20 protein-coding genes are annotated in these 24,753 nt (G+C 68.6%); 14 read left to right on the forward strand and 6 right to left on the reverse strand.

Annotation, left to right across the window (positions count from 1 at the left end):
* Window positions 1-18: 18 nt before the first annotated feature.
* Entirely contained in the window at window positions 19-543 is a 525-nt protein-coding gene (locus AC3ENO_RS11355) for a hypothetical protein (RefSeq protein ID WP_434970731.1), read from the reverse strand.
* Between the two features lie 40 nt (window positions 544-583).
* Here AC3ENO_RS11355 and AC3ENO_RS11360 point away from each other — a divergent pair, with 40 nt between their 5' ends.
* On the forward strand, window positions 584-1,120 hold the full coding sequence (locus AC3ENO_RS11360) for a 2-phosphosulfolactate phosphatase (protein WP_434970732.1): 537 nt from the start codon (window positions 584-586) through the stop codon (window positions 1,118-1,120).
* Here the strand turns inward: AC3ENO_RS11360 and AC3ENO_RS11365 are convergent.
* The 5 genes from AC3ENO_RS11365 to AC3ENO_RS11385 all read right to left on the reverse strand — a co-directional run bounded on the left by AC3ENO_RS11365 (window position 1,111) and on the right by AC3ENO_RS11385 (window position 4,913).
* Window positions 1,111-1,263: a hypothetical protein gene (locus AC3ENO_RS11365; RefSeq protein ID WP_434970733.1), complete on the reverse strand. Its 153-nt coding sequence runs from the start codon at window positions 1,261-1,263 to the stop codon at window positions 1,111-1,113. The genes AC3ENO_RS11360 and AC3ENO_RS11365 overlap by 10 nt on opposite strands.
* A 25-nt stretch (window positions 1,264-1,288) precedes the next feature.
* Window positions 1,289-2,752 (reverse strand): NAD(P)/FAD-dependent oxidoreductase, encoded by a 1,464-nt coding sequence (locus AC3ENO_RS11370; RefSeq protein ID WP_434970734.1) that lies wholly within the window; start codon window positions 2,750-2,752, stop codon window positions 1,289-1,291.
* Window positions 2,753-2,846: 94 nt separating this feature from the next.
* Entirely contained in the window at window positions 2,847-3,335 is a 489-nt protein-coding gene (locus AC3ENO_RS11375; protein WP_434970735.1) for a SprT-like domain-containing protein, read from the reverse strand.
* Between the two features lie 36 nt (window positions 3,336-3,371).
* Window positions 3,372-3,905, reverse strand: coding sequence for a hypothetical protein (locus tag AC3ENO_RS11380; RefSeq protein ID WP_434970810.1), 534 nt, complete (start codon window positions 3,903-3,905; stop codon window positions 3,372-3,374).
* A 132-nt stretch (window positions 3,906-4,037) separates the two neighbouring features.
* Complete coding sequence (locus AC3ENO_RS11385; protein ID WP_434970736.1) at window positions 4,038-4,913, reverse strand: spermidine synthase; 876 nt, start codon at window positions 4,911-4,913, stop codon at window positions 4,038-4,040.
* 33 nt (window positions 4,914-4,946) lie between these two features.
* Here AC3ENO_RS11385 and AC3ENO_RS11390 point away from each other — a divergent pair, with 33 nt between their 5' ends.
* From AC3ENO_RS11390 to tuf, 13 genes are all read left to right on the forward strand, one after another.
* Window positions 4,947-5,702 carry a 5-oxoprolinase subunit PxpA gene (locus AC3ENO_RS11390; protein WP_434970737.1) on the forward strand — a complete coding sequence of 252 codons (756 nt, stop codon included), beginning with the start codon at window positions 4,947-4,949 and terminating at the stop codon, window positions 5,700-5,702.
* Between the two features lie 22 nt (window positions 5,703-5,724).
* The gene (locus AC3ENO_RS11395) at window positions 5,725-7,455 is read left to right on the forward strand and encodes a 5-oxoprolinase subunit B/C family protein (RefSeq protein ID WP_434970738.1); all 1,731 of its coding nucleotides are present in this window, start codon (window positions 5,725-5,727) and stop codon (window positions 7,453-7,455) included.
* A 297-nt stretch (window positions 7,456-7,752) separates the two neighbouring features.
* A complete protein-coding gene (rpoB, locus tag AC3ENO_RS11400) occupies window positions 7,753-11,247 on the forward strand; it encodes a DNA-directed RNA polymerase subunit beta (RefSeq protein ID WP_434970739.1) in 3,495 nt (1,164 codons plus the stop codon).
* Window positions 11,248-11,292: 45 nt separating this feature from the next.
* Complete coding sequence (rpoC, locus tag AC3ENO_RS11405; protein ID WP_434970740.1) at window positions 11,293-15,165, forward strand: DNA-directed RNA polymerase subunit beta'; 3,873 nt, start codon at window positions 11,293-11,295, stop codon at window positions 15,163-15,165.
* A 329-nt stretch (window positions 15,166-15,494) separates the two neighbouring features.
* Entirely contained in the window at window positions 15,495-16,112 is a 618-nt protein-coding gene (locus AC3ENO_RS11410; RefSeq protein WP_434970741.1) for a hypothetical protein, read from the forward strand.
* A 132-nt stretch (window positions 16,113-16,244) separates the two neighbouring features.
* The gene (locus AC3ENO_RS11415) at window positions 16,245-17,186 is read left to right on the forward strand and encodes an ABC transporter (protein ID WP_434970742.1); all 942 of its coding nucleotides are present in this window, start codon (window positions 16,245-16,247) and stop codon (window positions 17,184-17,186) included.
* 46 nt (window positions 17,187-17,232) lie between these two features.
* On the forward strand, window positions 17,233-17,691 hold the full coding sequence (locus AC3ENO_RS11420; RefSeq protein WP_434970743.1) for a DUF6121 family protein: 459 nt from the start codon (window positions 17,233-17,235) through the stop codon (window positions 17,689-17,691).
* Between the two features lie 66 nt (window positions 17,692-17,757).
* Window positions 17,758-18,414, forward strand: coding sequence for a spermidine/putrescine ABC transporter substrate-binding protein (locus AC3ENO_RS11425; protein WP_434970744.1), 657 nt, complete (start codon window positions 17,758-17,760; stop codon window positions 18,412-18,414).
* Between the two features lie 56 nt (window positions 18,415-18,470).
* The gene (locus AC3ENO_RS11430; RefSeq protein WP_434970745.1) at window positions 18,471-19,937 is read left to right on the forward strand and encodes a DUF5684 domain-containing protein; all 1,467 of its coding nucleotides are present in this window, start codon (window positions 18,471-18,473) and stop codon (window positions 19,935-19,937) included.
* Between the two features lie 260 nt (window positions 19,938-20,197).
* Window positions 20,198-20,566 carry a 30S ribosomal protein S12 gene (gene rpsL / locus AC3ENO_RS11435; RefSeq protein ID WP_013584051.1) on the forward strand — a complete coding sequence of 123 codons (369 nt, stop codon included), beginning with the start codon at window positions 20,198-20,200 and terminating at the stop codon, window positions 20,564-20,566.
* Window positions 20,567-20,571: 5 nt separating this feature from the next.
* Window positions 20,572-21,042, forward strand: coding sequence for a 30S ribosomal protein S7 (gene rpsG / locus AC3ENO_RS11440; RefSeq protein ID WP_434970746.1), 471 nt, complete (start codon window positions 20,572-20,574; stop codon window positions 21,040-21,042).
* A gap of 81 nt (window positions 21,043-21,123) precedes the next feature.
* The gene (gene fusA / locus AC3ENO_RS11445; RefSeq protein ID WP_434970747.1) at window positions 21,124-23,238 is read left to right on the forward strand and encodes an elongation factor G; all 2,115 of its coding nucleotides are present in this window, start codon (window positions 21,124-21,126) and stop codon (window positions 23,236-23,238) included.
* Window positions 23,239-23,400: 162 nt separating this feature from the next.
* On the forward strand, window positions 23,401-24,594 hold the full coding sequence (tuf, locus tag AC3ENO_RS11450; protein WP_434970748.1) for an elongation factor Tu: 1,194 nt from the start codon (window positions 23,401-23,403) through the stop codon (window positions 24,592-24,594).
* Window positions 24,595-24,753: the final 159 nt, after the last annotated feature.

Here is a 24,753-nt window from a genome sequence, read left to right on the forward strand (position 1 = left end):
GCCCGCGGCGCGGACGCGTCACGCGGTGGCGGTCGAGTCGGAATCTGACGGCTCGGCCGCCGCCTCCGTGTCGTGTGCCCAGGAGGGCGCGATCTGACGGATGCGAGCGGCCCGCCACTGCCACACCGCCCAGAGCCCCGGCCAGATCAGCGGTGCCGCGGTTCCACCGATCACGAGGCGCTCACGCCAGAGCGTCCGGCCGTCCGGGAGGGGCGAGACAGCCATCTGGTGGTCCCAGACATCGAGAATCGCGAGCGGACCGGTCAGCGGCATCCCCGAATCCCGGATGATCCGCACCCGCACTCCGTTGAGCTCGCGCTCCGCATCCGTGATCGAGATGAGTTGTCGGCCGAGTGGGATGAGCCCGCCGAGACTCAGCCCGACGGCGGCGTTGTGCCCGTGCTCCCACTGCGTCGGGATCGCCTCGAGCGGCTGCATGTCCAGGAACGGGCCGTAGACCTCGGCGAGCACGCGCGGGGAGTGCAGGGCGCGCCAGGCGGCGTCGGTGTCGCAGTCGATGACGAATTTGCTGAGCACGCGCATGCGGCAAGTCTGACATCCGGTCTCGATCTACGCTGGACGGATGCCGACACCACTGGACCAGAGCCGCTATCAGGTGCGTTTCGACTGGGGTTCGACCGGCCTGGCGCGGCTCGCGCCCGGTGATGTCACCGTGGTCGTCGATGTGCTCGTGGACACCGACACGGATGCCGACCGCATCGGCGCCGAGGCTTCCGGCGCGGGCAGTACGGTTCTGCGCGGCGGTCTTCGCTGCGCAGGAGCACTGGCGGAGGCTGTCATCGCAGAGCAGCACCGACGTCAGGCGCGCACCAGCGTCGTCGTGATCGCCTGCGGCGCCGCGGACGCCGGGGGCGGCACGCGGTTCGCGGTGGAGGATCTGCTGGGTGCCGGCGCCGTGATCGACGCGCTCGCCGCACGCGGCATCGACCATACCTCGCCCGAGGCCGCGGCAGCGTGCGAGGCGTTCCGCGGGCTTCGGCCGGCACTGCGGCACCTGCTGACGGCGAGCGGGACCGGCCAGACCTGGGCGGAGGCCGGCCGGCGGGAGGACGTCCTCGCCGCCGCGTCGGTGGACGCCGACTCCTCGGCTCAGTGCTGAGCGAGTCGGAACATCCCCCAGCCGAGCACGATGAAGCGGAAGAACTGCACGAAGAGGTTCTTGCGGCGCCGCAACTCGGCGTCGGTCGGCAGTGGGGCGGCATCGACCTTCCGCTGGGCGGAGGAGTCCACGGGTGCGCTCATCGCGATGCTCCTTTCAGGTGAGTGATCATTCCGGGATGAGGTACCAGAGCGGATACGCCTTGGCCTTGTAGAGGAATGCCGTGTGGAGCATGCGCTTGAGCCAGTGTGCGGCCAGTCCCACTTCTCCGCTGGTGTGGTCGGGGTCGCGGCCGTGGGTAGCGGGCCGGGCGTCGAAGTCCGGGACGATCGGAGTCATCGTCATGGCGACGGCGCTCCCGCGCGCGAAACCCGTGCCGGTCGAGGCGATGCACGCGGCCGGAAGCTCGGCCATCGAAGCGGAGTGCCGCGCCGCATCCGTCCCGGTGCGCACCATCTCGGCGATGTTCATCGCGGCAGCCTTGCCCATCGCACCCGAGGGCATGCCGGTGCGGGGCGGGGCGGGAGCGATCGCAACGCCGTCCGGTGTGGCAAGCGGTTCGGAGATCGCGTGGGGCGGGGCGAACGCGATGCCGACGGCGAACATGTTCGGGTACCCGGGGACCTGATAGGTGGTCGGCCAATCCTTGGCCGACCACTGGGCGTACGGCTTGGGGGAGTAGTCCGCATCGACCCACATGAACCCATTGGGCGCGAAGAACCGGTCCGACACGTCATTGCCGGCGCGGTCGTACGCGGTCAGTGCGACGCCGCGGAACGGCGGCAGCAGCATTGCGAAGTCGAACTCGAGTACCTGAGGGGAACCGTCCTCCTGGACGAAGTGAATCGTGCCCGGCTCGATCGCGGTGACGGCAGCCCGCGTGATGGCGCGGATGCGGCGCTCGTGGAACAGGCTCGACATCCACTGCTCACCAGAGACGTCGCCGTGTTTCGTGCGGAACGACATCCCGCCGACACCGAAGTCCCCCAATTCGGGCTCGTTGCTCAGGTACACGAGCTCCACGTTCTCGCGCACTCCCGCCTGCTCGAGCTTCTGCTCGACGTTGAAGGCATATTCGAAGGCGGCGCCCTCGCAGGTGCACTGGCCATGGCCGACGCCGACGACGAACCGCAGCTTCTCGCCCGCGCGGGCGCGCTCGATCGCGGTGTCCAGCCGCGCGGCGGCGTCGACAGCATGCCCGGGTGTGCAGACGGATGCCGTGTACCCGCCGTCGGGTCCGAGCCCGGGGGTGGCCGCGAAGTTCAGTGCGGGACCGGTCGCGTTGATCAGGTAGTCGTAGCGGAGACGTGCGGTCTGGCCCGCTCGACCCGGCTCCGTGTACTCGATGTCCACGGCGCCACGGGAGGACTCGGCATCGCCGTCGGGCCAGATCGTCGTCGCCTTCGCCTGATGGAAGTCGACCCTCTTGCGGGCGTAGACCGGCGCGAGGGGGAAGACGACATCCTCCCGTGTCATCCGTCCGACGCCGACCCAGATGTTCGACGGGATCCAGTTCCACGTCGAGTTGGGGGAGACGACGACGACCTCGTGTTCCCTGCCGAGCTTGCGGCGCAGTGTCAACGCGGCAGTGTGCCCCGCGACGCCTGCGCCGAGAACGATGACACGTGACATCCCTCTCCTCGCTTCCTGGCCGCTCTGGCCTCACGTCGCACGATACCCCCGGGGGTACGGCGCGGTAGGGACTAAAGACCGTGGGGAAACGGGGTCAGCGGGGGGTCATAGCCGCGAGTCGGACCGATGCCGTGATCTCCCGGCGCGACCAGGTGAGCAGATACCGCTCGTCGAAGCGCGGGGCGCAGCGGGCGCAGGAGGTCTGACGGCTCGCGCGGCGATGCCGGTAGGCCACGTGACCGGCCGGACACACGCCGACCCAGGGCGCGAGCTCGGTCGCCGTCTCGCCATGGTGGGTCGTGCCCCCGACGTAGCCGAGGTCCCGCGCGATCGCTTTCCACCGCGGGCCGTGCCCTGCCGCCGCCCCCGCCAGGGCATGAGCCACTTCGTGGAGGAGCGTCTGGTGGTTGCTGTCGTCGTCATGGCGGGCGGCGAGGTATCTCGAGACGGTGATGCGCTTGCGCGTGAAGTCACACAGGCCGACGCGCCGCTTCGCGTTGTCGAACCCGAAGCTCCACTCGGGGCTCAGGTGTGTCGCAAGGAGGGCCTCGGCCCAGTGGCGAACGCGGTGAAGCTCGGACATGACGACAGCGTAAGAGGGGCTCCCGACACCGGCCGGTCAGCTCGCGACGGCAGCGCCGGCCTCCGCCCGGCGGCGCTCCGCTGCGTCGATCGCGAGGAGCGTCGACTCGAGCTGGTCGTCGGGTGCGGCGATGCTCTGCCGGGCGAACAGTGCGCGCTTGAAGTCCGCGCGCGCCGCGTCGAAGTCTTCGGCGTCATAGTGGACCTTGCCGCGGTGCTGATAGGCGAATGCGGCGATCGAGGCCCAGCCCGCCCCCTCGGCCTCAAGAGCGCACGTCGTCAGTTCCTGCTCGGCGGCTGCGAGAGAGCCGCGGAACTGCAGCACGGTCGCGTGCAGGATGCGGGCGCGCAGCAGATCCTTCCGCGTACCGGCCATCCGCGCCGTTCGCACCGTCAGATCCGCGACCTCGAGTGCGTCGTCGAGGCGGCCGAGGACCTTGAGGAGCCAGACCCGCTCGAGCAACGCCGGGAGCGAGCGCTGGTCGCCCAGTTCCTCGAGCCGGTCGCGGCACTCGCGCTCGACGACCACTTCACGCAGCGTCACGGGGTCGTAGCCGTGGATGTAGCTCACTCGCACTCCTTCCCGCTCGAGGTGGTCGGCGCGCAGTCCCGCCGCGATCGCCACCTGGTCGCTGCACGCGCCCCACACGCGATGCGGTCCTATTGTGGCCGCGAACCCGTCGCGTCCCGCTCTCCCACGCCGTCAGCGTTCGAACAGCGATGCCGACGGTGCCGGGGAGGGGAGAGCATCGGCATCCGTCACGATGCGCGCGCCCGCGACGAAGGCCTCGACCTCGGCGCCCTGGGCGACCTTCGCCGGATGCGGTCCGGCTGCCATGAGGCGCGGCAGCCAGGACGTCGGCAGGGGGGTGCGGGATGCCGCGATCACGATGTTGCCGAAGCGTCGGCCCTTGAGAACCTGCACCTCTGCAAGAAGCGCGACGTGGGCGAGCTCGCTACGCACGGTCGCTGCCTGGCGACGTGCAAAGGCGAGGCCGGCGCCGTCGGCGACGTTCACCAGGAGCACGCCGTCCTCGGCGAGATACTGAGCCGCGAGGCGATAGAACTCGACGCTCGTGACATGCGCCGGGGTGCGGGCCCCGTGGAAGATGTCCGAGATCAGGAGGTCCGCCCGACCGCGGATTCCCGCCGGCATCCGCTCGAGCACGGCACGCGCGTCTCCGGTGCGCGTGCGGATCGATCCGCCGGCTCGCGACCCCGAGGGCAGGGGCAGATGCTCGCGCACGAGTGCGACCAGCGCCGGCTCCAGCTCGATGACCTGCTGACGAGAGCCCGGCCGCGTCGCGTCGACGTAGCGCGGGAGCGTGTAGGCGCCCGCGCCCAGATGGATCGCCGTGAGCGGCGCTTCCGGCGAGGCGAGCTGGTCGATCACGGCGCCCATCCGCGCGACGTACTCGAAGTGGAGGTGGGTGGGGTCATCGAGGTCCACGTGGGACTGCGGAGTGCCGTCCACCTCGAGTTCCCAACCGCTCGCGAACGCCGACGGTACGATCCGCGCCAGCGATCCGTCCGACAGGCGTGCCTGCGGCGGTGGGGCTTCGACATGCGCGCGGGCCACGCTTCCACCGTAGACCGGGCGTACCGTGGGTGCATGACCACCATCGACCTCAACGCCGACCTCGGCGAGACGGTCGACGGTGTGCCGACGGCGGATGATGAGGCGCTGTTCGCGGTCATTTCCAGCGCGAATGTCGCCTGCGGCGGGCACGCCGGCGACGCGAGATCGATGGGCCAGGCCGTCGAACGGGCCGCACGGTTCGGCGTCGCGATCGGCGCCCACCCCTCCTATCCCGACCGGTCGGGATTCGGCCGACGGGCCGTTGCGATGTCGGGGGCGGACCTGCGTGCCGCGGTGGGCGCGCAGCTGCACGCTCTCGCAGACGTCGGCGCTGACATCCGCTACGTCAAGCCCCACGGTGCGCTGTACCACGCCGTCAGGACGGATGCCGCGCACGCGGATGCGCTCGCGGCCGCGGTGTCCGATCTCGCACGTCGGCTCGGCCGCGCCCTGCCGATCCTCGGGATGTCCGGTGCGATCACGACGGCCGCGGCGGGGCACGGTCTCGAGGTCGTGGAAGAGGCGTTCTTGGACCGCGGGTACGCGGCGGATGGCACGCTCGTTCCCCGAGACCGCCCGGGCGCGCTCATCGAGGATCCCGAGGCCGCGGCGTCACGGGCCGTGCAGCTGGCCCACGAGGGCACGGTTGTCGCGATCGACGGCGCGACCGTCCCCGTGCGGGCGGCATCGCTGTGCGTGCACGGGGACTCGCCCGCCTCTGTGGCCGCGGCCCGAGCGGTGCGCGCGGCGCTGGCGGCGGCATCCGTGACGGTCCGCGCTCCGTGGTGAGGGCGATGGCTCCGGGGGCGTTGTGAGAGAAGCTGCAGCCCACACAGATGCTCCAGCCGGCCGCATCCGCCCCTTCGGCGACACCGGCCTGCTCGTCGAGGTTCCCGTCGATCTCGACGCGACAGCTGCGCTGCGGGCGGTCGTATGGCTGCGGGAGCGGTGGGAGCGCTCGCTCTCTGAGCAGTCGGACATCTCGCTTCGCGAGGGCGTGACCGACCTCGTTCCCGCCGCCCGTACGGTGCTCGTGCGGTTCGATCCGCAGCGTGTGCCGCCTTCGGCCGTGCGCGCGTGGCTCGACCGGGACCTGGCCGATCCGCTCGACCCGTTGCGTCGCGGCGCTGCCATCCCGACACGTGTGGCGCCGGCCGAGCCGGATGTCGAGATCGGCATCCGCTACGACGGGCCGGACCTCCGCGAGACGGCGGATCTGCTCGGCATCCCTCCTGAACGCCTGGTGTCTGCGCATCTGGCCGCGACGTGGACCGTCGCGTTCACGGGGTTCGCGCCCGGGTTCGGCTACCTCGTGAGCGAGGACTGGCCGTTCGATGTCCCCCGCCTGCCGAGCCCCCGCACCCGCGTTCCGGCGGGGTCCGTCGGTGTTGCCGGCGTCTTCTCGGGCGCTTATCCGCGCTCGACCCCGGGCGGATGGCGGCTCATCGGTTCGACGTCCGCGCCCCTGTTCGACCCGGATGCGGTGTCTCCCGCGCTGCTGCGCCCCGGTATGCGGGTGAGGTTCCGTGAGGAAGGGGACCTCTCCGATGCCGGCGGGGTTCTCGGCCGCGATCGCCGCGAGGGCGGCGACGTCGTGCGCGGGCGGCACGAGAGGGCGCGGCTCCCGCACGACACCGGCGCCGCGAGAGGGCGCGAGGCGCCGCGTGCCCGGAGCGCCCCCGTGCTGCGGGTGGCGTCTCCAGGGCTGCTCACGACGATCCAGGATGCCGGCCGGCTCGGAGCCGCGTCGCTCGGCGTATCGGTCTCGGGCGCGCTCGACCGGGGCGCGCTGCGGACGGCGAACCGCCTCGTCGGCAACGAGGAGTCCGCTGCTGCGCTGGAAATCACCGCGGGTGGTTTCGAGGCCGACGCGCGGGCGGACGCGTGGATCGCGGTGACCGGCGCGTGGGGCGTCCTCTCTGTCGACGGACGCGAGATCGATCATGGCGTCGCTCACCGCTGGCGGCGCGGGGAACGTCTGCGGGTCGACTGGTTCTCGGCCGGCGCCCGCGCGTACCTGGCCATCCGGGGTGGCCTGGAGGCGCCGCGCGTCCTCGGCTCGGCGGCCACCGACACGCTCGCCGGTCTCGGACCGGCACCGCTGCGGACCGGAGACCTCCTCACGCTCGCGTCCGCCGAGGCCGGTGAGGTCCCGCCCTCCGATCTTGCGCCGTGGAGTCCGCCCCCGTCCGAGATCGAGGTGCGCCTGGTTCCCGGTCCGCGCACGGATGCCTTCACCGACGCGTCCGTCGAGGTGCTGTTCGAGGCTGCGTGGCGGGTCGGCGCGGCGGCCGACCGGGTCGGCATCCGTCTCGACGGTCCAGCCCTCGAGCGTGCGAATACCGCGGAGCTGGCCAGTGAGGGGATGGTTCCGGGAGCCATCCAAGTGCCGCCGGACGGGTCCCCGACGATCCTGCTCGCCGACGGTCCGGTCACGGGCGGATATCCCGTCATCGCGACGGTTCTGAGCGGCGACCTGGACCTGCTGGGTCAAGCCGGGCCCGGCACCGGGGTGCGCTTCCGGCACGCGCGGACGCGGTGAGCGCGACGTTATACCGCACGGATTTCGCGTCGTCAAGAATCCCACTGGACACGGCGTGCCGCGGCGCGTATAGTTGGTGGTTGCGCTCTTGGATTCCCCCTGCCCTCATATGGTGGTCGGCGGGCCCACGCGCCCAAAGGCTCCGGTCGACGCGTCAGCGGCGAGCGGAGGGGGGCGTGGGGAGGCTCGCGTGTCCCCGCTCGATGCGGTGCGAGACGCGCGGGTGATCGGCGAGGACCGAACGCTTCACCTGACGACAAGGATAAAGCCCCGCCCGGGCCCACGGAGGTTATCCCCTTGGCTGCTGCGCGCAACGCAACCACCACCACATCCCCCAAGAACGGCCGCGGAGCATCCCGCCTCTCGTTCGCCAAGATCTCCGACACGCTGACGGTCCCCGACCTGCTGGCGTTGCAGACCGAGTCATTCGATTGGCTTGTCGGAAACGAGGCCTGGAAGGCGCGCCTCGCCGAGGCGCAGGCCGCCGGACGCACCGACATCTCGGTCAAGAGCGGACTCGAGGAGATCTTCGAGGAGATCTCGCCGATCGAAGACCTCAGCGAGACGATGCAGCTCTCGTTCACGAACCCCTACCTCGAGCCGGAGAAGTACTCGATCGAGGAGTGCAAGGAGCGCGGCAAGACCTACGCCGCCCCGCTGTACGTCGAAGCCGAGTTCATGAACCACCAGACCGGTGAGATCAAGACGCAGACGGTCTTCATGGGCGACTTCCCGCTCCAGACCGACAAGGGCACGTTCATCATCAACGGCACCGAGCGTGTCGTCGTGTCGCAGCTCGTGCGCTCGCCCGGTGTCTACTTCGACAAGACGCCCGACAAGACCTCCGACAAGGACATCGTCTCGGCGCGTATCATCCCGAGCCGCGGCGCCTGGCTCGAGTTCGAGGTCGACAAGCGTGACCAGGTCGGCGTCCGTATCGACCGCAAGCGCAAGCAGTCCGTCACGGTGTTCCTCAAGGCCCTGGGCCTGACGAGCGAGCAGATCCTCGAGGAGTTCGCGGGCTTCGAGTCCATCGAAGAGACCCTCTCGAAGGACACGATCCTCACGAAGGAGGACGCGCTTCGCGACATCTACCGCAAGCTGCGTCCGGGCGAGCAGGTCGCTGCCGAGGCCGCGCGCGCACTGCTGGACAACTTCTACTTCAACCCGAAGCGCTATGACCTCGCCAAGGTCGGTCGCTACAAGATCAACCAGAAGCTGGGGCTGTCGGGTCCGCTCACCGATTCGGTGCTCACGGTCGAGGACATCGTCGCGACGATCAAGTACCTCGTGCGTCTGCACCGCGGCGACGAGAGCTTCGAAGGCTCGCGATCGGGCAAGCCCGCGACGATCCGCCTGGACGTCGACGACATCGACAACTTCGGCAACCGCCGCATCCGTGCCGTCGGTGAGCTCATCCAGAACCAGGTCCGTACCGGTCTGTCGCGCATGGAGCGCGTCGTCCGTGAGCGGATGACGACGCAGGACATCGAGGCGATCACGCCGCAGACCCTGATCAACGTCCGACCGGTCGTGGCGGCGATCAAGGAGTTCTTCGGGACCTCGCAGCTGTCGCAGTTCATGGACCAGAACAACCCGCTTGCGGGCCTGACGCACAAGCGCCGCCTGTCGGCGCTGGGTCCCGGCGGTCTGTCGCGTGAGCGCGCAGGCGTCGAGGTCCGTGACGTCCACCCGTCGCACTACGGCCGGATGTGCCCCATCGAGACCCCGGAAGGCCCGAACATCGGCCTCATCGGTTCGCTCGCCTCGTTCGCCCGCATCAACGCGTTCGGGTTCATCGAGACCCCGTACCGCAAGGTCGTCGACGGCCGGGTCACCGACCAGATCGACTACCTCACCGCCGCGGAGGAGGACGACTTCATCGTCGCCCAGGCCAACGCGCCGCTGAAGGCCGACGGCCACTTCCAGGAGACCCGCGTGCTCGCCCGCAAGAAGGGCGGCGAGGTCGACCTGTTCCCGGCCGAGGACATCGGCTACATGGATGTCTCGCCGCGCCAGATGGTGTCGGTGGCGACCTCGCTCATCCCGTTCCTCGAGCACGACGACGCCAACCGCGCCCTCATGGGTGCGAACATGCAGCGTCAGGCCGTGCCGCTGCTGCGCAGCGACTCGCCCGTGGTCGGAACCGGTATGGAGGGCTTCGCCGCGATCGACGCCGGTGACGTGGTCACGGCCAAGCGTTCCGGCGTCGTCATCGAGGTCTCGGCGGACGTCGTGGCCGTGCAGACGGATGAGGGCGGGATCGACGAGTACTTCCTGCGCAAGTTCGACCGCTCCAACCAGGGCACGTCCTACAACCAGCGCGTCATCGTCTCGGCGGGCGAGCGGATCGAGGCCGGCGAGGTCATCGCCGACGGTCCCGCCACCGAGAACGGCGAGCTGGCCCTGGGCAAGAACCTCCTCGTGGCGTTCATGACGTGGGAGGGGCACAACTTCGAGGATGCGATCATCCTCAGCCAGGAACTCGTGAAGGACGACACTCTCTCCTCGATCCACATCGAGGAGTACGAGGTCGACGCGCGCGACACCAAGCTGGGCAAGGAGGAGATCACGCGTGATCTTCCCAACGTCAGCCCCGACCTGCTGAAGGACCTCGACGAGCGCGGCATCATCCGCATCGGTGCCGAGGTTCGCCCCGGCGACATCCTCGTCGGCAAGGTCACGCCCAAGGGTGAGACCGAGCTGTCGGCCGAGGAGCGACTGCTGCGCGCCATCTTCAACGAGAAGAGCCGCGAAGTCCGTGACACGTCGCTGAAGGTGCCCCACGGTGAGCAGGGCACGATCATCGCGGTCAAGGAGTTCAACGCCGAGGACGGCGACGACGAGCTCGGCTCGGGCGTCAACCGTCGCGTCGTGGTCTACATCGCCCAGAAGCGCAAGATCACCGAAGGTGACAAGCTCGCTGGCCGTCACGGCAACAAGGGTGTCATCGCGAAGATCCTCCCCGTCGAAGACATGCCCTTCCTCGCGGACGGCACGCCGGTCGACGTCATCCTGAACCCGCTCGGCATCCCGGGCCGAATGAACTTCGGTCAGGTGCTCGAGTTGCACCTCGGATGGATCGCCAAGCAGGGCTGGAAGGTCGAGGGCAACCCGGAGTGGGCCGCGCGCCTGCCCGAGGAGGCCCGTGAGGCCGCGCCCGGCACGAAGGTCGCGACCCCCGTGTTCGACGGTGCCTACGAGTCGGAGCTCGCGGGTCTGCTCGACTCGACGCTGCCCAACCGAGACGGCATCCGCCTGATCGACTCGACGGGTAAGACGCAGCTGTTCGACGGCCGCTCCGGAGAGCCGTTCCCGGCTCCGATCTCGGTCGGCTACATGTACATCCTGAAGCTGCACCACCTCGTCGACGACAAGATCCACGCTCGCTCGACCGGCCCGTACTCGATGATCACGCAGCAGCCGCTGGGTGGGAAGGCGCAGTTCGGTGGCCAGCGCTTCGGTGAGATGGAGGTGTGGGCCCTCGAGGCCTACGGCGCTGCGTACGCACTGCAGGAGCTCCTCACGATCAAGTCCGACGACATCCTCGGCCGCGTCAAGGTCTACGAGGCGATCGTCAAGGGCGAGAACATCCAGGAGCCCGGCATCCCGGAGTCGTTCAAGGTGCTCATGAAGGAGATGCAGTCGCTCTGCCTGAACGTCGAGGTGCTCTCGGCTGACGGCACGGCAGTGAACCTCCGCGACACCGATGACGATGCCTTCCGCGCTGCGGAAGAGCTCGGCATCAACATCTCCACCCGGTTCGAGTCCTCGTCGATCGACGAGATCTGAACCCGGCCAGGCACCCTTTTCTAAGAATTCGACACAGGAGAACTCGTGCTCGACGCAACAACTTTCGATGAGCTTCGCATCGGCCTGGCCACTGCTGACGACATCCGTCGCTGGTCCTTCGGCGAGGTCAAGAAGCCCGAAACCATCAATTACCGCACCCTGAAGCCCGAGAAGGACGGTCTGTTCGGTGAGCAGATCTTCGGCCCCTCGCGCGACTGGGAGTGCGCGTGCGGCAAGTACAAGCGCGTGCGCTTCAAGGGCATCGTGTGTGAGCGCTGCGGCGTGGAGGTCACCAAGTCCTCCGTCCGCCGTGAGCGCATGGGGCACATCGAGCTGGCCGCCCCGGTCACGCACATCTGGTACTTCAAGGGCGTGCCTTCGCGCCTCGGATACCTGCTGGACATGGCGCCCAAGGACCTCGAGAAGGTCATCTACTTCGCCGCGTACATGGTCATCTCGGTCGACGAGGACGCTCGTCACCGCGACCTCGCGACGCAGGAGAACAACATCCGTCTCGAGCTGAAGACGCTCGCCGACCGTCGCGACGCTCGGATCGCCGCCCGCCTGGCGAAGCTGGAGGAGGAGCTGGCCGCGCTCGAGGCCGAAGGCGCGAAGGCCGACCAGAAGAAGAAGGTCAAGGACGCCGCCGAGAAGGACATGGCCTCCGCTCGCAAGAACGCCGACGAGCAGATCGCCAAGCTCGAGCGCGTGTGGGAGGAGTTCCGCACGCTCGAGGTCGGTTCGCTCAAGGCCGAGGACGAGATCTTCCAGGAGCTGCAGGACCGGTTCGGTCAGTACTTCGAGGCCCACATGGGCGCCGAGGCGATCCAGCGTCGCCTGGCGGCGTTCGACCTGGCAGCCGAGGCCGAGAACCTGCACCTGCAGATCGCCGAGGGCAAGGGCCAGCGCAAGATCCGTGCGATCAAGCGCCTGAAGGTCGTCAACTCGTTCCTGCAGACCGGCATGAGCCCGGCATCCATGGTGCTCGACGTCGTTCCGGTGATCCCGCCGGAGCTGCGCCCGATGGTGCAGCTGGACGGTGGCCGCTTCGCGACCTCCGACCTCAACGACCTGTACCGCCGCGTGATCAACCGCAACAACCGCCTCCGTCGCCTGATCGACCTCGGTGCGCCCGAGATCATCGTCAACAACGAGAAGCGGATGCTGCAGGAGGCCGTCGACGCCCTGTTCGACAACGGTCGCCGTGGCCGCCCCGTCACCGGCACCGGCAACCGTGCCCTGAAGTCCCTCAGCGACATGCTGAAGGGTAAGCAGGGTCGGTTCCGTCAGAACCTGCTCGGCAAGCGCGTGGACTACTCGGGCCGTTCGGTCATCGTCGTGGGTCCGCAGCTCAAGCTCCACCAGTGTGGCCTCCCCAAGCAGATGGCCCTCGAGCTGTTCAAGCCGTTCGTCATCAAGCGCCTCATTGACCTCGGTCACTCGCAGAACATCAAGGCCGCCAAGCGCGCCGTCGAGCGCACCCGTCCCGAGGTGTGGGACGTGCTCGAAGAGATCATCCGCGAGCGGCCCGTGCTGCTCAACCGCGCGCCGACCCTTCACCGCCTGGGCATCCAGGCGTTCGAGCCGCAGCTCGTGGAGGGCAAGGCCATCCAGCTTCACCCGCTCGTGTGTGCCGCCTTCAACGCGGACTTCGACGGTGACCAGATGGCCGTGCACCTGCCGCTGTCGGTCGAGGCGCAGGCCGAGGCCCGCATCCTCATGCTCGCGTCGAACAACATCCTGAAGCCCTCGGACGGCCGCCCCGTGACCCTGCCCTCGCAGGACATGATCATCGGCCTGCACCACCTGACCACGGTCAAGAAGGGTGCACTCGGTGAGGGCCGCGTGTTCGGCTCGGTGTCGGAGGCGATCCTCGCCAAGGACGAGGGCACCCTCGACCTGCAGGCCAAGGTCCGCATCCGTGTCCCCGGTCTGACGTTCCTCGAGGGCGACGCCCCCGAGGGCTACGAGCGCCACGGGCTGCTGGATGCCTCGCTGGGCCAGGCGATCTTCAACGACGCGCTGCCCAAGGGCTACCCGTTCGTGCGTGAGCAGGCCGACAAGGGCAAGCTGTCGCAGATCGTCAACAAGCTCGCCGAGGAGTACCCGAAGGTCGAGGTCGCGGCGACGCTGGACCGCATCAAGGACGCCGGCTTCTACTGGGCCACGCGTTCGGGTGTGACCGTTGCGCTCAGCGACATCCTGACCCCGCCGAGCAAGAAGGAGATCGTCGCCGGCTACGAGAAGCAGGCCGCGAAGGTCCAGGCACAGTTCGAGAAGGGTCTCACGACCGACGCCGAGCGTCGCCAGGAGCTCATCAAGATCTGGACCGAGGCCACCGACGAGGTCCAGAAGGCGATGCGCGCCCACTTCCCGGAGGACAACACCATCAACCGCATGGTGAGCTCGGGTGCTCGTGGTAACTGGCTGCAGATCCGGAACATCGCCGGTATGCGAGGCCTGGTGAACAACCCGAAGGGTGAAATCATTCCGCGCCCCATCATCTCCTCGTATCGCGAGGGGCTGTCGGTCGCGGAGTACTTCATCGCGACGCACGGTGCCCGTAAGGGTCTGGCCGACACGGCTCTCCGTACCGCCGACTCGGGGTACCTGACCCGACGCCTCGTGGACGTCTCGCAGGATGTCATCATCCGCGAGGAGGACTGCGGCACGTCGAAGGGGCTGGAGTTCACGATCGCTGCGGCTGGTTCCGACGGCAAGCTCGTTCGCGACGCGAACGTCGAGAACTCGGTCTTCGCCCGCACCCTTGCTGCGGATGTCGTGGGCGAGAACGGCGAGGTCGTGGCACAGGCGGGCGACGACGTGGGGGACGTGCTCATCGACAAGCTCGTCGCCGACGGCGTCACCTCCATCAAGGTGCGCTCGGTCCTGACCTGCGACTCCGCCGTCGGCGTCTGCGCGACCTGCTACGGCCGGTCGCTGGCCACCGGCAAGATCGTCGACATCGGCGAGGCGGTCGGCATCATCGCCGCCCAGTCGATCGGTGAGCCCGGTACCCAGCTGACGATGCGTACCTTCCACACCGGTGGTTCGGCATCCGCGGAGGACATCACGCAGGGTCTGCCCCGTGTGCAGGAGCTCTTCGAAGCGCGTACCCCGAAGGGTGCGTCGCCGATCGCCGAGGCCGATGGCCGGATCACGATCGACGAGACCGAGAAGTCCAAGAAGATCATCCTCACGCCCGACAACGGCGACGAGCCCGTCGTCTACCCGGTCCTCAAGCGCGCGACGCTGCTGGTCGAGGACGGCCAGCACGTCACGGTCGGCCAGCCGCTGCAGGTCGGCACGCTCGACCCCAAGGAGGTCATGCGCGTCCAGGGCGCCCGCGAGGTGCAGAAGTACCTCGTGAACGGCGTCCAAGGTGTGTACCGCTCGCAGGGTGTGCCGATCCACGACAAGCACATCGAGGTCATCGTGCGCCAGATGCTGCGCAAGGTCACGGTCGTCGACCACGGCGACACGACCCTGCTGCCCGGTGAGCTGGTCGACTTCCGTCGCTACCAGGACATCAACCGCCAGGCGGTCGCCGAGGGCAAGCGCCCGGCATCCGGTCGCCCGGAGCTGATGGGTATCACCAAGGCGTCGCTGGCGACCGAGTCGTGGCTGTCGGCCGCCTCCTTCCAGGAGACGACCCGCGTGCTCACGCAGGCCGCGATGGAGGGCAAGAGCGACCCGCTGGTCGGCCTCAAGGAGAACGTCATCATCGGAAAGCTCATCCCCGCCGGAACGGGACTTGCGAAGTATCGCAACGTCGCGGTCGAGGCGACGGAGGAGGCCAAGAGCGAGCGGTACCCCAACCGCATCTTCGCCTCGGACGGCGCCTACAGCGACGCCGACCTGAGCTTCGTCGACTTCGACAGCTTCTCGACGGACGACTTCACCGGCAACTACAACTGACGCTCGTCACGGTACGCAGGGCCCCGGGATTGCCGGGGCCCTGCGTCGTTTCCGGTGTCGGGCGGATGCTGACCGTTCGGCCACCGGAGCACCGGACTGCCTAGGAAAGCCGGACTTCGTGAGAGTCCGGCTCCGCGGGATGCCCCGCTCGGGGACATGCCCTCGCCGGCTTCGCCGGCTCCCGCCAGACCCGGTGCCAGCCCCGAGCGGGGCATCCCGCTGCGCCTTCCGGTGTCGGGGAACGTGCCCTCGCCGGCGATCCGCGCGGGATCGGCGGTGTCGTGCGCGGGAGACCCGTCGGGCGGCGTACGGTTGCTCCGGAGGTGATCATGGCCCGCGTTCCCGGTCGCGACAACCGCATCGCCATCCCCGTGATGGTGCTCTGCCTGGGTGTCGTCGGCGCGCTCGTCTGGTTCGCCATCCCCGGGATGCCGATGGTGTTGGCCTGGGCGGGTGGAACAGCCGGAAACGCCGCGACGATGCTCGCAGCGACCCCGACGCCGCGCGCCGTCGTCGCCGACGGACTCGACGTCGCGGCCACCGACTGCCGGGAGTTGTACCCCGACGACCTGTGGAACGAACTCACCTGGACCTCGGATGCGATCCTGAACCAGTCCACCGGCGCCTCCGCGACCGCCGCCACCGACCTCGTCGCCGCGCTCGCGCCCACCGCCGCCCGCACATGCGCCTGGACCGACAGTGCGGGGCAGAGTGTCGTGACGACCTTCGCGACCGTCGCTGACGACGCCGCCGGCATCGCCGAAGCTGCCCTCCGCGGGCAGGGCTTCGCGTGCACGACGACCGATGGCACGCTCTCCTGTACGGCTGACACGGCCGCCGGTGACGAGCACCAGGCGGTCCACGGAGCACTCTGGGTGACCACGGTTGCCGGCTCGTGGTATCCGGAGGACTACGACGACCGGATCGCCGTTCATCTGTGGCAGTGACATGCGCCGACGGCGAGCGCGCCGGGACGGATGTCGACAGCGTTGTCGGCATCCCCGCGGCCTCGCTCCCCGGATCTCGGCCCCTCTCGGGGTAGTCTGCGAGCCGAGGACCTACCTCGGGAGGAGTTTCGGATGAGTGACGACAAGCCCACCCCCGGCGAGGCCGTGGAGGAACCGGTCGGCGAACCCGTCGCCGAAGAACCGCCCGTCGACGACGTCGTCGGCAGCGCCCGCGAGAGCCTCGCTGACGCCGAGGCCGCCGGCCAGCCTGCAGCGCCCGATGCGGATGCCGCCGCCCAGCCCGCCCCGGGGGAGCCTGTCGTGGTCGACCCCGTCGTCGCCGCTCCTGCACCCGCAGAGGCCGCCGCTGCAGCCGAGCCGGCCAGCACCGCGCCCGCCGTCGGCGAGCCCGCCGCGGAGTCGCCCGCCGCCGCGACGGATGTCTACGAACCGACGGTCATCACCCCGGTCGTGACAGCCAGTGAACCCGCGGGCGCGTACGGCCCGCAGCCGATCTTCGTGCAGGCGCCGGAACCGCCGCGGCCCCGGGGCAACCGCGCCGCCGCGGGCGCGATCGGCCTGCTTGCCGCGCTGTCGTTCGGCGTTCTCTATCTCGCGGTGTGGGTGGGGCTGGGCCTCATCGACGGCTCGGTCACGGTCGGGAGCATCGGGACGGCGCTGCTCGCGGCGCTTTCCACGTGGGCGCTGTGGGTTCCCGTGGTGGTCTTCTTCGTCGCCTTCTGGCTGCTCGGGGCGATCATCAACCGCGGCCGGTGGGGCGCATGGGTGATCTTCGGCCTCCTCGTCGGTGTCGCGGCCTATGGCGGCCACCTGCTCGGACAGCTGTTCCAGGCTCCGTTCTGGAACCTGACGGCGCAGGAGGGTGCGCAACTGGTCGAGGGCCAGCTTCTCGCGCCGCTCGCGATCGGCGCGTTCATCATCGGTCGAGAGCTGACGATCTGGTTCGGATCGTGGGTCGCCGCCCGCGGCAAGCGCATGACCGAGCTGAACATCGAGGCGCGCCGCGAGTACGAGCGCACCCTCGAGGCCGGTCCCCAGCTGCACCAGCTCTGAGCGAGCCCGCAGGCAATGGGCCCGTACCCGAGCGCATGAGCCGTCCGTGAGCCAGGCGCGACGGGCCGCGGCGACGGCGGCCGGGGCGGTGCTGTTCGCCGCTGTGCTCATCGCGGCGTTCGGCATCGTCAGTCTTCTGCTGGACGAGAACGTGATCCTCACGCCCGGGCTGGGGCAGATTCCCGGCGCCGTCGCGGTGGCTGCCTCCCTTGCGGCCCTCGCGGGAACGCTGTGGACACGGATGCCGGTGCCGGGCGTGTGGGGCACTCTCGCGTGGAGTGCACTGGCGGCGTTCCTCGGGTACATCGGCGGCCTGGGAGCAGCATCCGTCATCGTCTCGGCCGATCTCGCGCTCGCACTGTCCGCCGTCGGACGTGCGGCGACGACGTGGCCGGGCCTGGTCGTAGCCGGTGCGGCTGTCGTGGCCGCCGCGATGGCGATCGCGGTGGCCCGTGGCGTCGACGCCAACGCGCGGTGGCCATGGGAACACGGCGACGCGGAGTGAGGCGCCGACACGCGCATGCGGCGACCGAGCCTCGGCCCGCGCGGACGTCGGCGCTACCGTAGAGACGTGGAGCGCTCGCTCGAGACGGAGGTGAGCCAGGCCGTCGACGCCTGGCTCCGCTGGCTTCCGCGCTGGGAGCCGGCGACTCATCGCGGGCGGGTTGCCCCGTGCCGTCGGTGCTTCGGCTCGCCGATACTCTCGGCGGCAGGCCTCGGCTCCGACGTGCCGCACGGCGTGCAGCACGGCCTCTCGACTCGTATCAAGACGATCGTCGACCACGCCGTCGCCGATTACACGGCGCAGAACCTTCCCATGTTGCAGGCCGAGCTCGACCAGCAGGCGGCACGCAATCGCGCCCGGAGCTACCGACCGGCCGAGGGCCTCGAGCCGGAGTTCGAGGGGCTGCCCCTCGATCCCGAACCCGTGCCCGGCGCTCCCTTCCTGTTCACGATCTCGGGGCTCGCAGACGAAGCGGACGCCGATGTTCCCGCCCTCCCCCCGCTCAGCCCCGAGGCGAAAGCAGCGCTGCGTCAGGAGGTCGGGCTCGCCGACGACTACGCCAACATGATCGGTCGCGACGTGTGCACGATCCTGCTGCACCATCGGTTGCGCATCCAACAGGGGGTGAGTCAGTACGTCGAACCGCAGATCACGGCGATGCTCGATGACCTCGCCCGCTCGCTGGATGCCCCGTTCGATCCCCGCGACGTCATCGGCGACTGACCCGCCGGGGGAGCCGTTCGTGTCGCCGCGGAACGCAGCCGCCTAGGGTGGATGCCATGAGCGACGCCATCGCGTGGAACCAGGCGCTGATCCTGTTCATCCCCGTCACGGTGACGGTGATCGCGCTGTACCTGTGGTGCGCCGTGGCGCTCGCCGCCGTGTTCGCGAAGTCCGGCGAACCGCGCTGGAAGGCCTGGGTCCCGTTCGTCAACGTCTACGCACTGCTCGTGCTCGGCGGGATCCCCGGGTGGTGGGTCCTCCTGGTGCTCGTTCCGGGGCTGGGCGCACTCATCGTCGCGATTCTCGTGATCGTCGCGGCGCACCGCATCAACCTGTCGTTCGGATACGGGGGAGGGATGACAGTGCTCGCCGCCGTGCTCCTGCCGGTGTGGGCGACCGTGCTCGGGTTCGGGTCCGCGCGGTGGATCGGCCGAGAGGGCCGACGCCGCAGGGGCAGCCCGCCGGATGGTGCCGTCGCTGCTGTGGGCGAAACGGCGGTTCGTTCGTCATCCGTCTCGGCCCCTCCACCACCGGCCCCGCCCGCGGTCTCGCCGTTCGCGCCGCCGGTCACAGAACCGGCCGCATCGTCCTCCGGCCCCGCGCCGGCGCCGCCCGCCGGTACGCCGGTGGATGCACAAGGGTGGGACCTGCTGGCGGAGTTCACCGAGGCGGAGCCTGCGGAGCCTGCGCCGCCGGCGCCCTCGCCGGTGTGGTCCGAGCCTGCCCCCGCCGTGCAGGCGCCCGTCACTGCCGACACCCCGTCCGCCGTGGACGACTCGCCAGCCCCCACCGCGTCCGACGCAGACGCGTCCGCCGAGGAGCCGGCGCCAGCGCCGGAGCCGTTTGCGCCGCCCGCCCGTGCGGCGCGGCCCGCCGAGACCGGGGCCACGGGATTGCTTCCCTCGGGGGAGCCGATCGATGACGTGACGGATGCCGTCCCCGGCGCCCCGGCGCCCGTCTCAGCCGTCAGCGGTCGGTCCCCGTATGACGACGCGCCGCTGTTCCCGCCGGTCGCCGACGGCGAGCACTGGGCGACCGGACCCGAGGCTGATGCGTTTCCGGAGACATCGGGCGCCGTCTCGGCGATCGCCGGATCCCCCGCGGCGGGGTCGCCACGGATGGCGCGGTCGGCTGTTTCGGCATCCGCGGACGACGACGGAGATTTCGACGCGACACTGTTGGCGCACCGCAACCGCCCGCGCTGGTCGCTGGTGACAGCCGGCGGCGACGAGGTCGAATTGCGATCGCAGGTCGTGATCGTGGGGCGCCGACCGTCACCCGACCCGGCGTACTCCGGCGCGCAGCTGGTGGCGCTCGATGACGTGACGGTATCCAAGACGCACGCTCGCCTGGAACTCCGCGGCGACGAGTGGCACATCGTCGACCTCGGCTCCACGAACGGCGTCGTTGTCGTCTCGATCACCGGTACCGAGCTCGAACTCGCGCCCGGAGGCCACGCCCCCGTGGCCGATCGGGTTCTTCTGGGCGACCTGGAGTTGCGGCTGGTCCGCGCGTCGCGTTGACAGCGGGCGCGGCATCCGTCTGCGTTTGACCGCCCTCTCAAAACCCGCGTATCATTGATCGGGTGTGCGCCTGCGCGCCCCTTGTGTTGTGCCTCGGCATGTCACCGGGGGAGCACGGTCCGCACACCTCAGGGATCGGCCTGCGAACAGGCCACCCCCACGGCATATCCACCACACGACTCGCGACGGACTTCTGGCGCGCCGGTGGATCTGTGGTGAAACCACGAGCTGTCACCGTGCAGCACAATCAAGGAGAGAACGTGCCAACCATTCAGCAGTTGGTTCGCAAGGGCCGGTCGCCGAAGGTCTCCAAGACCAAGGCTCCCGCACTGAAGTCGAACCCGCAGCAGGCCGGGGTCTGCACCCGCGTCTACACCACCACCCCGAAGAAGCCGAACTCGGCGATGCGCAAGGTCGCTCGTGTGAAGCTGCGCAACGGCACCGAGGTCACCGCCTACATCCCCGGCGAGGGCCACAACCTGCAGGAGCACTCGCTCGTGCTCGTCCGCGGCGGCCGTGTCAAGGACCTTCCCGGTGTTCGCTACAAGATCGTTCGCGGCGCCCTGGACACCCAGGCCGTCAAGAACCGCAAGCAGGCCCGTAGTCGCTACGGCGCGAAGAAGGGCTGAGAACAATGCCTCGTAAGGGTCCCGCCCCCAAGCGCCCCGTCGTCAACGACCCCGTTTACGGCGCACCGATCGTCACCCAGTTGGTCAACAAGATCCTCGTCGACGGCAAGAAGTCGCTGGCCGAGTCGATCGTCTACGGCGCCCTGCAGGGCGTCGAGGCCAAGAACGGTCAGGATGCCGTCGCCACCCTCAAGAAGGCGCTCGACAACGTGCGCCCCACCCTCGAGGTCAAGAGCCGCCGCGTCGGTGGCTCCACCTACCAGGTTCCCGTCGAGGTCAAGCCGCACCGTGCGAACACGCTCGCGCTGCGCTGGCTCGTCAGCTACGCGAAGGGCCGTCGTGAGAAGACGATGACCGAGCGTCTGCAGAACGAGATCCTGGACGCCTCGAATGGCCTCGGTGCCGCGGTCAAGCGCCGCGAAGACACCCACAAGATGGCCGAGTCGAACCGCGCGTTCGCCCACTACCGCTGGTAATCCCCTCTGCTGTTCCCGCAGGCCACGAACCTGCGGGAACAGCAGGTCCGCGACATCCCTCACCACACGTAAGGACACCCCGTGGCACAAGAAGTGCTCACCGACCTGAACAAGGTCCGCAACATCGGCATCATGGCTCACATCGACGCCGGCAAGACGACGACGACCGAGCGCATCCTGTTCTACACGGGTGTCAACCACAAGATCGGCGAAACCCACGACGGCGCTGCCACCACCGACTGGATGGAGCAGGAGCAGGAGCGCGGCATCACGATCACCTCCGCGGCAGTCACCTGCTTCTGGGAGGGCAACCAGATCAACATCATCGACACCCCGGGTCACGTTGACTTCACGGTCGAGGTCGAGCGCTCGCTTCGCGTGCTCGACGGCGCCGTCGCGGTCTTCGACGGCAAGGAGGGGGTCGAGCCCCAGTCCGAGACGGTGTGGCGTCAGGCCGACAAGTACAACGTGCCCCGCATCTGCTTCGTCAACAAGATGGACAAGCTGGGCGCCGACTTCTACTTCACCGTCGACACGATCGTCAGCCGGCTGAAGGCCAAGCCCCTCGTGCTGCAGATCCCGATCGGTGTCGAGAACGACTTCGTCGGTGTCGTGGACCTCATCTACAAGCGTGCGCTGGTGTGGCCCGGTGACGCCAAGGGTGACGTGACGATGGGCGCGAAGTACGAGATCCAGGACATTCCCGCCGACCTCGTCGAGAAGGCCGAGGAGTACCGCGAGAAGCTGCTCGAAGCCGTCGCCGAGAGCGACGAGGCGCTGCTGGAGAAGTACTTCGGTGGCGAGGAGCTCACCCCCGAAGAGATCAAGGGCGCCGTCCGCAAACTCACGATCGCCGGTGAGGCCTACCCCGTGCTGTGTGGGTCGGCGTTCAAGAACCGCGGTGTGCAGCCGATGCTGGACGCTGTCGTCGACTATCTCCCCTCGCCCCTGGATGTCCCCTCGATCGAGGCGCACGACCCCAAGGACGAAGAGAAGATCATCGAGCGCCACGCTGACCGCGAGGAGCCGTTCGCGGCTCTCGCGTTCAAGGTCGTCTCGCACCCGTTCTTCGGTCGCCTCACCTACATCCGCGTCTACTCGGGTCACCTGGACTCCGGTTCTGCGGTCGTCAACTCGACCAAGGGCAAGAAGGAGCGCGTCGGCAAGATCTTCCAGATGCACGCCAACAAGGAGAACCCGGTCGACTCCGTCACCGCCGGCCACATCTACGCCGTCATCGGTCTCAAGGACACGACGACCGGCGACACGCTCTCGGATGCCGACCACCAGGTCGTGCTCGAGTCGATGACCTTCCCCGAGCCGGTCATCGAGGTTGCCATCGAGCCCAAGACCAAGGCCGACCAGGAGAAGCTGGGTCTGGCGATCCAGAAGCTGGCCGAAGAGGACCCGACGTTCCGTGTCGAGCAGAATGCCGAGACCGGTCAGACGGTCATCAAGGGCATGGGCGAGCTGCACCTGGACATCCTCGTGGACCGCATGAAGCGCGAGTTCAAGGTCGAGGCGAACGTCGGCAAGCCGCAGGTGGCGTACCGCGAGACGATCAAGAAGGCCGTCGAGCGGCACGACTACACGCACAAGAAGCAGACCGGTGGGTCCGGCCAGTTCGCGAAGATCCAGTTCGCGATCGAGCCCCTCGAGGTCACGGCCGAGAAGATCTACGAGTTCGAGAACAAGGTCACCGGTGGCCGGATCCCGCGCGAGTACATCGAGCCGACCAACCAGGGCTTCCAGGACGCGATGAACGTCGGCGTCCTCGCGGGCTACCCCATGGTCGGCGTCAAGGCGACGCTGATCGATGGCGCCTCGCACGACGTCGATTCCTCCGAAATGGCGTTCAAGATCGCCGGTTCGATGGGCTTCAAGGAGGCTGTCCGCAAGGCCAACCCGGTCATCCTCGAACCGCTCATGGCGGTCGAGGTGCGTACTCCCGAGGAGTACATGGGTGACGTCATCGGCGACCTGAACTCCCGCCGCGGGCAGATCCAGTCGATGGAGGACGCTGCCGGCGTCAAGGTCGTGCGCGCCCTCGTCCCGCTGTCGGAGATGTTCGGCTACATCGGCGACCTGCGCTCGAAGACCTCGGGCCGTGCGGTCTACTCGATGGAGTTCGACAGCTACGCCGAGGTCCCCAAGGCCGTCGCCGACGAGATCGTCCAGAAGAACAAGGGCGAGTAATCGCCACGGATGCCGGACCTCCGGCATCCGGTTCTTCGGGGTTTACAACTTCACACCAGAAAACACACACACCCTCTCGCCTAGACTGAGAGACATCCCCGTAGAGAGCCGGTCGCAATCCAGCGCCCGGAGCTTCTACACGACCGTCCTGAGGAGGACCCAGTGGCTAAGGCCAAGTTCGAGCGGACCAAGCCGCACGTGAACATCGGAACGATCGGTCACGTTGACCACGGCAAGACGACGCTCACCGCGGCGATCTCGAAGGTGCTCGCCGACAAGTACCCGTCGGCCACCAACGTGCAGCGTGACTTCGCGTCGATCGACTCGGCTCCCGAGGAGCGTCAGCGCGGTATCACGATCAACATCTCGCACGTCGAGTACGAGACCCCGAAGCGTCACTACGCGCACGTCGACGCCCCGGGTCACGCCGACTACATCAAGAACATGATCACCGGTGCTGCCCAGATGGACGGCGCGATCCTCGTGGTCGCCGCCACCGACGGTCCGATGGCGCAGACCCGTGAGCACGTTCTGCTCGCCAAGCAGGTCGGTGTTCCCTACCTGCTCGTCGCGCTGAACAAGGCCGACATGGTCGACGACGAGGAGATCCTGGAGCTCGTCGAGCTCGAGGTCCGCGAGCTGCTTTCCAGCCAGGACTTCGACGGCGACAACGCTCCCGTCGTCCGCGTCTCGGGCCTGAAGGCTCTCGAGGGTGACGAGAAGTGGACGCAGTCGATCCTCGACCTCATGGAGGCCGTCGACGAGTCCATCCCCGACCCGGTGCGTGACAAGGACAAGCCGTTCCTCATGCCCATCGAGGACGTGTTCACGATCACCGGTCGTGGCACCGTCGTCACGGGCCGTGCCGAGCGTGGCACCCTGGCCATCAACTCCGAGGTCGAGATCGTGGGTCTGCGCCCGACGCAGAAGACGACCGTCACCGGTATCGAGATGTTCCACAAGCAGCTCGACGAGGCGTGGGCCGGTGAGAACTGTGGTCTGCTGCTTCGTGGCACCAAGCGTGAGGACGTGGAGCGCGGCCAGGTCGTCGTCAAGCCCGGCTCGGTCACCCCGCACACCAACTTCGAGGGCACGGCGTACATCCTGTCCAAGGACGAGGGTGGGCGTCACAACCCGTTCTTCACGAACTACCGCCCGCAGTTCTACTTCCGCACCACCGACGTCACCGGCGTCATCACGCTGCCCGAGGGCACCGAGATGGTCATGCCCGGCGACACCACCGACATGACGGTCGAGCTCATCCAGCCGATCGCCATGGAAGAGGGTCTCGGATTCGCGATCCGTGAGGGTGGCCGCACCGTCGGCGCCGGCACGGTCACGAAGATCCTGAAGTAATCTTCGAAACCTTGAGAAGAGGGTCGTCCGCTGTGCGGGCGGCCCTCTTCGCATGCCATGAGAGAGTCCTCATCCGAGCCGGCAGCGGGCTTCGGATTGCCGTCTGTGCGCGACGAACACGGCGCCCGGAGGCCGATCGCGATGTTTCGGGTTGGTGAA

The organism is Microbacterium sp. bgisy207, from assembly GCF_057706855.1.

Excerpts from the sequence above, each read along its gene's own strand:
- AC3ENO_RS11415 (WP_434970742.1), top strand. The coding sequence starts at position 16,245 with ATGAGTGACGACAAGCCCACCCCCGGCGAGGCCGTGGAGGAACCGGTC.
- AC3ENO_RS11430 (WP_434970745.1), top strand. The coding sequence starts at position 18,471 with ATGAGCGACGCCATCGCGTGGAACCAGGCGCTGATCCTGTTCATCCCC.
- AC3ENO_RS11355 (WP_434970731.1), bottom strand. The coding sequence starts at position 543 with ATGCGCGTGCTCAGCAAATTCGTCATCGACTGCGACACCGACGCCGCC.
- AC3ENO_RS11360 (WP_434970732.1), top strand. The coding sequence starts at position 584 with ATGCCGACACCACTGGACCAGAGCCGCTATCAGGTGCGTTTCGACTGG.
- AC3ENO_RS11375 (WP_434970735.1), bottom strand. The coding sequence starts at position 3,335 with ATGTCCGAGCTTCACCGCGTTCGCCACTGGGCCGAGGCCCTCCTTGCG.
- AC3ENO_RS11410 (WP_434970741.1), top strand. The coding sequence starts at position 15,495 with ATGGCCCGCGTTCCCGGTCGCGACAACCGCATCGCCATCCCCGTGATG.
- AC3ENO_RS11390 (WP_434970737.1), top strand. The coding sequence starts at position 4,947 with ATGACCACCATCGACCTCAACGCCGACCTCGGCGAGACGGTCGACGGT.
- AC3ENO_RS11365 (WP_434970733.1), bottom strand. The coding sequence starts at position 1,263 with ATGAGCGCACCCGTGGACTCCTCCGCCCAGCGGAAGGTCGATGCCGCC.
- rpsG (WP_434970746.1), top strand. The coding sequence starts at position 20,572 with ATGCCTCGTAAGGGTCCCGCCCCCAAGCGCCCCGTCGTCAACGACCCC.
- AC3ENO_RS11370 (WP_434970734.1), bottom strand. The coding sequence starts at position 2,752 with ATGTCACGTGTCATCGTTCTCGGCGCAGGCGTCGCGGGGCACACTGCC.